Here is a 12,501-nt window from a genome sequence, read left to right on the forward strand (position 1 = left end):
CGGCCCCTGGCCGAACACGCCGGCTGTCGAACGTGCCAGCCTGATCGGCCGGCTGGCCGACCTGGTCGAGCGGGAGCACGACGAACTGGCCCGCCTGGAAAGCCTCGACACGGGCAAGACGGTGGTCGAGAGCCGCTGGGACATGGACGACATTGCCGGCATCTTCCGTTACTTTGCCGGCCTGGCGGACAAAGATGGGGGCGAGGTGATCGCATCGCCCCACCCGGAGACGACCAGCCTGCTGGTCCGGGAACCCGTGGGCGTTTGCGGCCAGATTTCGCCCTGGAACTACCCGCTCTTGCAAGCTTCCTGGAAGATGGCGCCGGCCCTGGCGGCCGGCTGCACGATCGTGATGAAACCCAGTGAAATCACCCCCCTGACGACAATTAAAATCGCCGAGCTGGCCCATGAAGCCGGATTCCCGACGGGGGTGGTCAACCTGGTGTTGGGACCCGGCGTCGAGGTGGGCGCCGAACTGGCCGAGAACCCCGACGTCGACCTGGTCTCCTTTACCGGCGGGATTGCCACGGGCAAGACCATCATGCGCGCCGCCGCCGGAAACGTGAAAAAGGTGGCCCTGGAACTGGGCGGCAAGAATCCCCACATCATCTTCGACGACGCCGATTTCGACCTCGCCCTGGACTATGTGCTCAACGGCGTTTTCTTCCATGCCGGGCAGATCTGCTCGGCCGGCGCCCGCGTCATGGTCCAGGACGGCCTTCACGACCGTTTCGTGGAAGCACTCACGGCACGCATGCAGCGCATCGTGCTGGGTAATGGCTTTGACGATGGCGTGCAGATGGGCCCCCTGATTTCAGCCGCCCACCGGGACAAGGTGGAGAAGTACGTGGCATCGCCATGGAGGAAGGCGCCCGGCTGGTTCTGGGCGGCGCCCGGCCAGCCGACCCGGCGCTGACCCAGGGCTTCTTCTACCGGCCCACCCTGTTTGTCGATTGCACAAACGACATGCGCATTGTTCAGGAAGAGGTCTTCGGCCCGGTGATCAGCGTGGAGCGTTTCAAAACCGAGGAGGAGGCCGTCAGGCGCGCCAACAGCACGATTTACGGCTTGTCGGCCGGATTCTGGACCCGCGATGCGGACCGCATGGCGCGGGTCTCCCGCGCCTTGCGTTTCGGAACGGTCTGGATCAATGATTTCAATGTCTACTTCGTCCAGGCACCCTGGGGCGGTTACCGGCAATCGGGCCTGGGCCGGGAACTCGGGCGCATGGGGCTCGACGAGTACACCGAGGTCAAACACATTTACCGCAACCACCGACCCCAGCCGGTCAACTGGTTTGGGCGGTAACCGTTTGCTGGCGCAAAATGCCTCCCGGTAACCGTCATGATCAACCCTTCACCAAAGGAGATCGGATGTCGATGCTTCCCCGTTTCAAGCAAACCCTTGTTTTTATCACCGTGACTGCCGTTTTGACCCTGGCCGCAACCAACGTGGGCGCCGCCCAGAAAATTCGCATTGCCAGCGTGGCCTGGACCGGCGTGACCATCAAGAGCGAGCTGGCCGTCGCCGTGTTGGAAAGCCTCGGTTACGACGCCGAGAACACGGTTTACGCCGTACCATTTGTCTATGCCGCGCTTTCCAGCAATGCGGCGGATGTCTTCTTTGGCAACTGGATGCCCTCCATGGCCACGGTCGCCAAGAAATTTTTCGATAACGGATCGGTGATCCAATACGTGGCCAACATGCCCGGCGCCAAATACACCCTGGCCGTTCCCACCTACTGTGCCCAAGGGGGGTTGAAGGATTTTGCCGATATCGTCAAGTTCGGCGACAAGCTCGACTGGAAGATTCACGGCATCGAGGCGGGCAACGACGGCAACCTGATTATCCGCGACATGATCCAAAAGAACATGTTCGGCCTGGGCAAATTCGAAATCGTTCCCTCCAGCGAAGTGGCCATGCTGGCCGAGGTCCAGTCCCGCGTCAAACAGGGGCGTTGGATCGTGTTCCTGGGATGGTCGCCCCACAGCATGAACGAGCGCATCGACATGACTTACCTGACCGGCAGCACCGATGCGACCTTCGGACCCAATGACGGCACGGCCACGGTCTGGACCAATATCCGCAAGGGATTCGACACCGACGCGCCCAACGTGGCCCTGTTGGTAAAAAACATGCTTTTCCCCATCGACATGATGAACCAGATCATGACGACGATTTACGCGCAGAAAGATCTCAAGCCGCGCATGGCGGGTTTGAATTGGCTCAAGGCCCACCCCGAAGTCTACCGGGGATGGTTCACGGGCGTCACCACGGCCGATGGAAAAGACGCGCTGGCCGCCTTCGAGGCCTATCTGAAACAATAAAAAGCTTGGCTATCAAGACCCGGGAAACTCGGCGAAGGGGTTAGCGGTTTTTCCATTCGATGGATCGTTTTTCCAGGAACGCCTTGATGCCGCTTTGGGCGTCTTCGGCCATGTTGTTCATCGCGATGGTATGCTTGGCATAGTGCAGTGCCTGGGCATCGGTCATGTCCGCTTGGGCGTAGAGTCCCTGCTTGCCGATGGCCAGGGCGAAGCCGCTGGCCTCGGCGATCTGGTGGGCCAGCGTACGGGTGGCGTCCTCTAACTGGTCCAGGGGGACGACCCGGTTGACCAGCCCCAGGGCCTTGGCTTCTTGCGCGGGAAATTCGCGGCCGGTGACGAGCATCTCCATGGCCGCCTTGCGGCCGATGGCCCGGGTAATGGCCACCATGGGCGTGGTGCAGAAGAGCCCCAATCTGACGCCGGGCGTGGAAAAACGGGCGTCCTCCCCGGCAACGACCAGATCACACCAGGCGGCCAGTTGGCAGCCGGCGGCCGTGGCGATGCCCTGTACCTGGGCGATGACCACCTGGGGAATGTCATGCAGCCGCATCATCATGCGCGTGCATTGATCGAAGATGAACTTGTATTCCTTGATTCCCGCATCGATCATCTCGCCAGGTAATGGCCGGCACAGAAATGTTTACCAGACGCTTGATGATCAGTACCTTCAGCGATTCATCCGCCGCCACAGCCTCGAGCAGATGGAGAATCTCCCCGATCATCTGCTTGGACAAGGCGTTGATCTTGCCGGCATTGTTCAGGGTCAGGATGCCGACGGCCGCTTCACGAGCGAAGGTAATTTCGGTGTGGTTCATGCAGTCGTTCATGCAATGGGCTCCTTTGGGCTTGGGATCGATGGCATTTTCAGCTTTACCGGATGATGGCGGATTACCAGTTTTGGTGGCTGGGAGCAAGGGATTGACGAATTTGCATCAACGCCGAAGGTCTGCATGACGCTTCATCGCCGTTTTCTTTCATTTTTGTTACAGGTGTCCCCCCGCAAAGCCAGGAAAGCGCTCAAGTCTACAAAAAAGTTACCCGATAAAGCATTGGATCCAAGACCTCTCGTGTTTACTGGGATGCCGCATAGCGTCGGAAAAACCGATAAATGAATTCACAACCCCTTTACAGCGTACCCTCCACAGGCGAAGCGACGTATGCAGCGCAAGTGGCCATGATTCAGCGCAACGCCATTGCCAACATGCTGGCCGTGGTGGCGAATACCTGTATTGTCGTCGTAGCCTTTTGGTCGATCCATTCTCATTTTGTCCTATCCGCCTGGGGGCTGGCCAATATCGGCATCAGCGCATGGCGATTCATTCAAATCCGGCGGGTTCCCCCGGCGGGGCGGCCCGATGTCGATCCGCGCCCCATCCTCACCCGTTTTCGATGGGGCTTGATTCTTGGTGGCGCCCTTTGGGGGGCGGGCGGGATTGTCTTCTTTCCCGTCGGTCATCCCTATCACCTGGCCTTTCTGGCGGTCCTTCTTGCCGGCATGGTTGCCGGTGGAACGGTCGCCTACGCGGCTATCCTCAATCTTTCGGTGGCCTATATCCTGTTGGTCATGGTGCCCGTCGCCCTACGATTGACTTTCCAGGGTGAAGAACTCCAACTTTTGCTCGGCATGCTGTGTCTGGTCTACGCAGCCGTCATGGTGTCTACCGCGCGACGGATGAATCGTGTCATCGTCGATGGCATTGCCATGCGATTTGAAAACACCAAGCTGATCGAACAATTGAAAGCCCGCGATCAAAAAATGTCGACCATCCAGGACTCCGTGGATGCCGGCATCGTGCTGATCGACCGCAACAGCAAAACGATCGTTGATATCAACGCCTTTGGCGAAAAGTTGATCGGGGATAAAAAGGAGAATATCGTCGGCAAGGTATGCCACGCGTTCATCTGCCCACCGAAAGGCGGCCAATGTCCCCTCATCGATCTTGATCAGCAGTTTAACCAATTGGCCACGAAATTGGTTGCCGCGAATGGCACCGCCATTCCGATTTTGAAAACGGCTCGGCCGCTTGTTCTGGAAGGCCGGGCCTACTTACTGGAAACCTTTGTGGATATCACCCAGATTATCCGTCTCGAGAATGATCTGCGGAAGATGTCCAACGAATTGGAAGCGGCCAATCATCAATTGATCCTGGCGAACGATCGTGCCAATGAGTGTGCCATTAAGGCGGAGTTTGCCAACATGGCCAAAAGTGAGTTTCTGGCCAACATGAGCCACGAAATTCGAACGCCGATGAACGGGGTCGTCGGGATGTGCAGCCTGTTGCTGGACAGCGACCTTTCGGACGAGCAGCGCCAATTTGCCAACATTATCCGTACTTCCAGCGAAGATCTTCTCAGACTGATCAACGACATTCTCGATTTCTCCAAAATCGAGTCCGGTAAGTTGGAACTGGAAACGCTGGATTTTGACGTGCAGCTGTGCCTGGAGGACGTTCTCGAGGTGATGGCCATCAAGGCCCATGAAAAGGGGCTGGAGTTGACGGGCCGCCTATCTCCCGACGTCCCTGGATTGTTGAAGGGCGATCCCAATCGCCTGCGGCAGATTTTGATCAACCTGATTGGAAATGCCGTCAAGTTCACGGAAACCGGCAATGTGTCCGTGGAAATCGGATGTGTTGAAAAAAATCAGGACCGGGTTTCGCTTCATGTTGAGGTTCGCGATACCGGTGTGGGCATTCCCGCGCATCGGCAGGGCGCCCTGTTTTCGCCGTTTGTTCAGGTAGATGGGTCCACCACGCGCAAATTCGGCGGAACCGGGTTGGGGCTGGCCATCTCCAAACAGCTCGTTGAATTGATGGGCGGGCGGATCGGGGTCCGTAGCAAGGTGGGAAACGGTGCCACTTTCTGGTTTGATGCCACCTTTGAGACCCAACGCCCGATGACGGATTCGCTATCGGCAATGACCGCTCGTTTGCACGGATTGAACGTGTTGGTCGTGGAGCCCAATGCGTATAATCGCCACCTCCTGGTCACCCTGCTAAGCGTATGGGGATGTTCAATAAAAACCGTGCATGAGGGTTCGGCGGCCCTTGATGCGCTCCATTCGGCCCAACGCCAGGCGGTGCCCTATCACGTCGCCCTGATCGCCACGCATTTGCCGGACATGGATGATCGGCAACTCGCAAAAACGATCAAAACCGATGCCTTTTTGCGGACGACGACAGTCATCCTCATGACCTTATTGGGTCAGCAGGGCCATCTGAAAGACAGGGATCCCCTGGGCATCGATGGTTTTCTCACCAAGCCGATTCGCAGGGCCCACCTGTATGACTGCCTCGCCCTGGCCATAGCGGAAAATGACACGGCGCCCACCGACGAACCCGAGCGGGCGATCCCGCGCCAAGCCACTGACCGGACGCGGCAACGACCGGCATCCATTCTGTTGGTGGAGGATAACCTGACCAACCAGAAAGTCGCGATCGCCATGCTGAACAAACAGGGTTACCACCCGATGTTGTCGAAAACGGGAAGGCGGCGCTGCAAGCTTTGGGGCACAAGACCTATGATCTTGTCTTGATGGATTGCCAGATGCCCGAAATGGATGGATACGAAGCCACGCGCAAAATCCGCAAATCCCGGAACGGGACCCACTCCCCCGACATTCCGATTGTTGCCATGACCGCCCATGCAATGAACGGTGATCGTGAAAAGTGCCTGCGGGCCGGGATGAACGATTTCATCACCAAGCCGATCCTGCCGGACGTACTGTCACAAGTGGTTGAGCAGTGGCTGGCGGTGGGGGCTGTGGCCAAAACGGATTTCAATGGATGTCAACCGTCCGTTGTACCGCCGTGTCCCGGGACGGACATTGCCCATCCTGACCGGTCGACGCCGGCGGGAGATGGCCATGAAGCGGTGATAACCTTCGATCAGGATAATTTTTTGGCACGGCTGTCGGGGGATGCGGCGTTGGCCGGCGTGGTGGTGGAAAGTTTCCTGGAAGAACTTCCCGGCGAGATCAATGGGTTGGCGGGCGCCATGCAGCAAGGCGACGCGGCCGTCGTGATGGCAAAAGCGCACAAAATCAAAGGAGCGGCGGCCAACGTGGGGGGCTTGGCGCTCAGTCGTGTGGCCGCCGACATAGAGCAGACATGTCAACACCGTGATGGGGATCAACTCCTGGCGATGATACCGCTCCTGACGCAGGCATTCACGCGTTTGCAACAAGCCATGCAAGGATTTTGAACGAAACTGGCGTATTAAGGAAAGCCGTAAATGATTTTACCTGACAATGAACCCCTTTTTGATCATTTTTTTATCGCCAGACAGCCTATTTTCAATAACTTCGGCGAAATCTGGGGGTATGAGCTTCTTTACCGCAATGGATCGGACAAACAGTCCGCCGAAATCGAGAACCACGACATCGCCACCTTGTTCGTGGCCACCTGCGGATTTGCCCAATCCCAGGAGTTTTGTGACCCGTCCAAAATGATTTCGATCAATTTCACGGAGAAGCTGATTCTGGAAGGCGCTCCGCGGGGGCTTCCCGCATCCATCGTCGTCGTTGAAGTCAGGGCCGACGAAGCGCCCAGCGGCGCCTTGCTCGATGCGTTGCTGGCGTTGAAGGCGGATGACTATCGCATTGCGCTTGAAGCCTATACGGGCCAAGGCCACCAGGATGCCTTGTTGGACATGGCCGACATCGTCAAGATCGACACCATGGGCAAAACCGTGTCAGAGATTGAGGACCTTTTTTTGAAGCTGGGCTCCGTTGATTGCATGAAACTGGCTGAAAAAGTCGATTGCCGCGAATCCGTCGAACAGCTACGCGCCCTGGGATGTGACCTCTATCAAGGTTTTTTTTTCGCCAAACCCGTCAATATGCGGGGGCGCACGCTCAAATCGACGCAGATTTCCAAGCTGCGTATCTTGCAGGAAATAGAACAGCCCGAGCTGGACGTTGATGCCATCAAAGATTGCATCAAGGCCGATCCGAGTGTCACTTACCGGTTGATGCGTTTTTTGAACTCCAGCGCCTTTGGCTTTCATGTAAAAATCGAATCGATTTCCCATGCGATTCGGCTGATCGGCATCAAGCATCTCAAGTATTGGCTGCGAATGGCCATCATGGCCGACCTGAGCGGGCCGGGCAAAACCCCGGCGCTTTACTTCATGGGACTGAATCGCGGCCGTTTCCTTGAGGAGTTGGCGCAGTATGCAAAAGCCGCATCGCTTGATCCTGACAGCATGTTTTTATTTGGCATGCTGTCACTCATGGAACCCATGCTCGACGTTCCGCTGGAAACCGTGATCGGAAAATTGCCGCTTTCCGATGAGATCAAATCCGGCCTTTTTGAACCGGCATCATTATACGGAATGTATTTACAGCTAATCCTTGCCATCGAAAATGCCGATACACCCACCGTTGAAGGCTTGTGCCGGGAGATCCAAATCGATCGGAAATGGGTTGCCGTGGCATCCAGCCGCGCCATGGCCTGGACATGTCAGATGTCGCAAGCCATGCAATGACCGCTGGCCCGTTTGTTGCGGTTTTTATTAAACTGGCGAGCGTGTCGCTGCCATACCGTACCGAGGATACATATGAATCTACGAACGAAATTTTTTGTTCCCGTCGCGATACTGGTTCTGCTGACCGGAAGCCTAAGCCTGTATTTTGTCCGTACCATGGTCAATGATCTGGTCGAACGCCAGGTTGCCAGTCGTGAAGCCAATATGTGGTCGACCCTGGAAAAGGCGGCAACGAGTGAAATACAGCGCGTTTACAGGGAAATTGATAAATTTGGCGGTAAAGGCAAAGGGGAGGCCACCTTCTTTACCCGTCTGCCTCAGGTACTCGAGGCTTATGCGCTGGCCATGCGCGGCAATATCGACGATGAAAACGACCCCATCGTTCAGCAGGCGCGGCAGCAGCTGCGTCAATTGTTTAAAACCATCATTCCCGCCTATCGTCGCGATACCGGTTTGCCGGACCTGAAACTGCACTTTCATTTGAAAAACAACCGCAGCTTTGCCCGTGTCTGGCGGGACGGTTGGCAGACGAAACGGAATGGGAAAAAAGTTGACATTTCCGACGACCTCTCCTCCTTTCGGGACATGGTCGTAACGATCAACCAGGGTGAGCACAACCCCTTGCAGGGTATTGAAGTCGGCCGCGGTGGATTCGTCATCCGCGGCGTGACGCCGGTCATCGGGCCGGATGGCCGCCATCTCGGTTCCAACGAAGTCTTTTTTGGTTTTAACGGGGTGCTCGATATTATCAAAGTCAGCCCGCTGGTCAACTATGCCGTTTTCATGGATGCCCGCTACCTGGCGGTTGCCACCGCGCTTCAGGATGCCTCCAAGTATCCCTTGATCGGTGAGAAGTTTGTCTATACCGCTTCAACAGATCGTGCGGTGACATCACCCCTGATCGATATCAACCTGCTCCAAAAAGGCGCCACCGCGCCGTTTTCCAAATCCGTGAAGGACCATTATGTGACTGCTTTTCCGATCCATGATTTTCCGGAAAACCGTGGGCGTGATGGTTGTGGCCCAGAACATTGCCGAACACCTGGCTTCCATTGACGCCACCCGGCAGGCCGGGAAACAGATGGAATCGAGTCTGTTCGTCAAATACGCCATCGGATCCGTCGTCATCGCCGTTCTCACGATTGGCCTGCTGTCGGCCCTTGTTTCCAAAATCATTCTTGTCCCCTTACGGGAGTGCATCCATTTTTCGGAAAGGATCGCCAGGGGGGATTATTCGCAAGCCCTGACGGTCAAGACCAAGGATGAAATCGGCAAGCTGGAACAATCGCTGAATGCCATGAGCACCCAAATCAAGGACGGCCTTGACGAACTGGTGGGAAGCCGAAAATCCATCGACCTCAAGGTCCGGGTGCAAAATGAAATCCTGGACATGATTGGGGAATCGTCCGAAGAGGTCGCCCACCGGGCAAAAAAATCGACGGAATCTTGTGTCTATCTGACGGAAAATCTGGCGCGGCAGTCGTCCATGCTGTCCGATATCAACGAAATGATGAATCGTGTGGACGTTTGTTCGAGCAGCAATGCGGACCGTGCGGGGGAAGCGAGCGACATCACCACCAAGGCGACCGAAATGGCCGGGGAGGGAAATCAGAAAATGAAAACCATGCTCACGGCCATGGACGAAATCAACGGATCGAGCCAAGAGATCATCAAAATCCTTGATGTTCTGCAGGATATTTCCGATCAGACCAATTTGTTGGCACTCAATGCAACCATCGAAGCGGCCCGGGCGGGTGAAGCCGGTAAAGGTTTCGGCGTGGTGGCCCAGGAAGTAAAGGACCTTGCGCTGCGTTCATCCAATGCCGTCAAAGAGACAACCGACTTGCTCGAAAAATCGGCCCAAAATGTCAGAAACGGTGTGACCATCGCCACTGAAACCGGTCATGCGCTGGAAGAAATCGTCGAATCCGTTGCCGCGGTCACCGAGATCGCCAAGGCGATTTCAGAGGGGTCCTCGGATCAGGTGCAGTCGATTCTGCAGGTCAAGAAAATGCTGGAAGACGCCAATGGGCAAATTGACGAAATGCGTCAGTCGGCCGATGAGACCTCGGTGCATGCCGAAGAGCTGTCGGATCAGTCCCATCAATTGGTAACCCAGTTGAATCTGAAGCTTCAGGAAACCAAGGCCACGTTCAAAGACATCGACGTCCAACATGACCCATCCGAGGATGCGGCCCTGTGGTCTGAGAAGAGTGCCGACATCGGGCGCCACTCACATTAGACGCCCATCGGTCAAGGGTTCAAATCAACATAGACCGGCGTGCCGACACGCTGCTTGGAAGCGGTGCCTGCATATTCGCAGGTCTGGCCAATACCATTTTGTTTGATCGACGGAGAATGAATCATGGGTGAAGAGAAAAACAAACGCGTTCTGATTGTCGAAGACGAAGCCATGCTTCAAGAATTGTACGTGGAGACCCTGCAACGTAGCGGGCACACGGTGGAAGTGGCTGAAAACGGACGATTGGGATTTCGCAAGGGGGTGACCTTCGACTACGATGTCATCGTTTGCGATCTGCATATGCCTGAATGGAATGGCGTTGATGCCATAAAAAGCATTTTGCTGGTCAAACCGCAGTGTAAGTTCATCGTGGTGAGTGCCTATGCGGATCGAAAAATCGCCGACGAGCTTCGCCAAATCAACAATGTGATCAACCTATTTGCCAAACCCGTCGATATGCAGGCGGTCACCACGAGCATCGCCAGCGCTTGATGATCACCCCCGCACATGAATAAACCCGAAGAATCCGAACAGGTAGACACGCATGTTGAATCCTCAAGCAAAGAAAAAAATTCTTGTCGTCGATGACTTGCTGACGAACCGAAAAATTGTTGAGCACATGCTTGAAAAAGGCGGCTATCAAACGATGAGCGCGGCCAGTGGCATGGAATGTATCCAGATGGCCACAAGCCGGCAGATCGATCTGATTCTGCTGGATATCATGATGCCGGATATGGATGGTATCGAGGTGTGTAAACGGTTGCGCAAGGATTCCCGAACTGGCGCAATGCCGGTCATTTTTGTTACCAGTGCGACCGACGACGGAACCCTGTCGCGTGCTTTCGACGCCGGTGGCAATGACTATATCCGCAAACCGGTCAACCGGGTTGAACTGATTAAACGCGTACAGGCGGCGTTTGTTCATGAAGCCCTTGCGCAGAAAAACAAGGAAGAGGAAAAGCTGCGCAGCGTACTTTCCATGAGTGGAACCATCTGCCATGAAATCAACCAGCCCCTTCAGTACATCTCCGGGATTTCTCAGCTGTTGCTGATGGACTTGGAGAAAGGCTCCAAGGCGTATGAAAAGATCGCCAAGATGAAGGTCCAGATCGACCGCATGGGAGAAATCACCAAGCGATTGATGCAGATCAGCCGGGTCGATGCCGTCAGCTACATCGGTGAGACCAAGATTTTGTCTCTGGGCAATTAGGCCTCTCTCTGTCGTTAAGCGAATTCGTTACGTTTTGGGTTGTCATGATTTTAAACCACCTCTATTATAAAGGATAAATAATTCATAAATACAGGTTGGACTGCATCTTCGTGCGGAATGGGGATATATTTCGGGCGATATCCAAAACAGTGAAATGGAGATGCCCTTGCGGTTCAGACAGCCATACAACCGATCCATACTTTCCCTGCAGTCCCGACTGGTGATTGGCGGCATGCGCATCCTGCTGGTTCCCATGACCGTCATCGATTCCGTGACCTTCATTAAATCCTCGCGCACCCTTCAATTCTCCTTTTATCTATCCGAACGGTTGGCAAACGATTAAATCATGCATAAAAAGGTTGATTTTATAAAATATGTTCAAATCTGGGGCGTTATCTTTCTGTTGGGTACGGGCATTGCGTTGATCATCATCGATGCCACCTACGCGTATCGTGATTTCCGACTGCGTGCCGATCAAATTCGTTCCGATTATATTGCGCATCAAAAACAGGTGATCAAACAGGAAGTGATGCGCGTGGTGGATATCATCCAATACAAAAAGTCACAAAGTGAGAAGATCACCAAACGCAAAATCAAGTCGCGGGTATATGAGGCATTTTCGATCGCTCAAAATATTTATCAACAGGGTCAAAAGGGTAAGCGCGAGGCGGAAATTCAACAAATGGTCGTCAACGCCCTGCGACCGATCCGATTTGAAAATGGAAGCGGCTACTATTTTATCACCCGGTTCGATGGTGTCGAAATCCTGTTTGCCGACCGTCCCGGCATGGAAGGCCGCAATCTGCTGACCCTGCAGGATACCCATGGTCGGCCCGTCATCAAAGACATGATTGCGCTTGCCCGGCAGACCGGTGAAGGGTTCTATACCTACCACTGGACCAAACCGGGAACCCATGGAAGCGATTTCAAGAAGATCTCCTACATCAAACGATTCGCGCCGTGGGACTGGTTGATCGGAACCGGTTTGTATGTCGATGACATTGAAGCCGAAATAAAGTCGGACCTGCTCGCGGATATCAGCAGAATACGGTTTGGCAAGGAAGGGTATATCTTCGTTAACCGGTTGAATGGAGACGCACTGGTATCCAATGGAAAGCGTTTCTCCGGTGCTGGCAAACTCTGGGACGTTTTCAATGATAACCCTGAAGAGATGAAAGCGATTTTTGAAAAGGAATACCAAGCCGCCCTGAAACCGCATGGCGACTATATCCAAT

The 12,501-nt window shown here is 55.0% G+C and carries 14 protein-coding genes; 12 read left to right on the forward strand and 2 right to left on the reverse strand.

The features are described 5' to 3' along the window. The 3 genes from JCM12296_RS48220 to JCM12296_RS27140 form a co-directional block, all read left to right on the forward strand. The coding region (locus JCM12296_RS48220; RefSeq protein ID WP_218188313.1) for an aldehyde dehydrogenase family protein at window positions 1–916 on the forward strand (916 nt) is incomplete at its 5' end. Continuing rightward, window positions 859–1,308 (forward strand): aldehyde dehydrogenase family protein, encoded by a 450-nt coding sequence (locus JCM12296_RS48225; protein ID WP_218188314.1) that lies wholly within the window; start codon window positions 859–861, stop codon window positions 1,306–1,308. The genes JCM12296_RS48220 and JCM12296_RS48225, both read left to right, overlap by 58 nt. A 65-nt stretch (window positions 1,309–1,373) precedes the next feature. Next, a complete protein-coding gene (locus tag JCM12296_RS27140; RefSeq protein WP_218188315.1) occupies window positions 1,374–2,327 on the forward strand; it encodes an ABC transporter substrate-binding protein in 954 nt (317 codons plus the stop codon). A 40-nt stretch (window positions 2,328–2,367) separates the two neighbouring features. On the opposite strand, the gene JCM12296_RS27145 is transcribed toward JCM12296_RS27140, so the two are convergent. Further along, window positions 2,368–2,937 carry an enoyl-CoA hydratase-related protein gene (locus JCM12296_RS27145; protein ID WP_246804939.1) on the reverse strand — a complete coding sequence of 190 codons (570 nt, stop codon included), beginning with the start codon at window positions 2,935–2,937 and terminating at the stop codon, window positions 2,368–2,370. Then, on the reverse strand, window positions 2,864–3,154 hold the full coding sequence (locus tag JCM12296_RS45830; RefSeq protein WP_246804940.1) for a Clp protease/crotonase-like domain-containing protein: 291 nt from the start codon (window positions 3,152–3,154) through the stop codon (window positions 2,864–2,866). The genes JCM12296_RS27145 and JCM12296_RS45830 overlap by 74 nt, the downstream gene beginning before the upstream one ends. 281 nt (window positions 3,155–3,435) lie before the next feature. Between JCM12296_RS45830 and JCM12296_RS27150 the strand changes: the two genes are divergently transcribed. From JCM12296_RS27150 to JCM12296_RS27185, 9 genes are all read left to right on the forward strand, one after another. Next, window positions 3,436–5,862: a hybrid sensor histidine kinase/response regulator gene (locus JCM12296_RS27150; RefSeq protein WP_083456566.1), complete on the forward strand. Its 2,427-nt coding sequence runs from the start codon at window positions 3,436–3,438 to the stop codon at window positions 5,860–5,862. After that, entirely contained in the window at window positions 5,832–6,530 is a 699-nt protein-coding gene (locus JCM12296_RS27155) for a response regulator (RefSeq protein ID WP_054699714.1), read from the forward strand. Before JCM12296_RS27150 ends, JCM12296_RS27155 begins: the two co-directional genes overlap by 31 nt. A 30-nt stretch (window positions 6,531–6,560) precedes the next feature. After that, a complete protein-coding gene (locus JCM12296_RS27160; RefSeq protein ID WP_054699716.1) occupies window positions 6,561–7,814 on the forward strand; it encodes an EAL and HDOD domain-containing protein in 1,254 nt (417 codons plus the stop codon). A gap of 72 nt (window positions 7,815–7,886) precedes the next feature. After that, the gene (locus JCM12296_RS27165) at window positions 7,887–8,870 is read left to right on the forward strand and encodes a cache domain-containing protein (protein ID WP_054699718.1); all 984 of its coding nucleotides are present in this window, start codon (window positions 7,887–7,889) and stop codon (window positions 8,868–8,870) included. Then, window positions 8,827–10,056 carry a methyl-accepting chemotaxis protein gene (locus tag JCM12296_RS27170; protein WP_246804944.1) on the forward strand — a complete coding sequence of 410 codons (1,230 nt, stop codon included), beginning with the start codon at window positions 8,827–8,829 and terminating at the stop codon, window positions 10,054–10,056. Before JCM12296_RS27165 ends, JCM12296_RS27170 begins: the two co-directional genes overlap by 44 nt. Window positions 10,057–10,179: 123 nt before the next feature. After that, on the forward strand, window positions 10,180–10,548 hold the full coding sequence (locus JCM12296_RS27175) for a response regulator (protein ID WP_054699722.1): 369 nt from the start codon (window positions 10,180–10,182) through the stop codon (window positions 10,546–10,548). 52 nt (window positions 10,549–10,600) lie between these two features. Beyond that, the gene (locus JCM12296_RS27180) at window positions 10,601–11,266 is read left to right on the forward strand and encodes an ATP-binding response regulator (RefSeq protein WP_054699724.1); all 666 of its coding nucleotides are present in this window, start codon (window positions 10,601–10,603) and stop codon (window positions 11,264–11,266) included. A gap of 166 nt (window positions 11,267–11,432) precedes the next feature. Then, the gene (locus tag JCM12296_RS39000; protein WP_157067933.1) at window positions 11,433–11,609 is read left to right on the forward strand and encodes a hypothetical protein; all 177 of its coding nucleotides are present in this window, start codon (window positions 11,433–11,435) and stop codon (window positions 11,607–11,609) included. A gap of 3 nt (window positions 11,610–11,612) precedes the next feature. Continuing rightward, window positions 11,613–12,501, forward strand: an 889-nt coding sequence (locus tag JCM12296_RS27185) for a cache domain-containing protein (protein ID WP_172684133.1), incomplete at its 3' end; no start/stop codon positions are given.

Origin of the sequence: Desulfosarcina cetonica JCM 12296 (assembly GCF_001311845.1) — a bacterium.
Taxonomy (GTDB): Bacteria; Desulfobacterota; Desulfobacteria; order Desulfobacterales; family Desulfosarcinaceae; genus Desulfosarcina; species Desulfosarcina cetonica.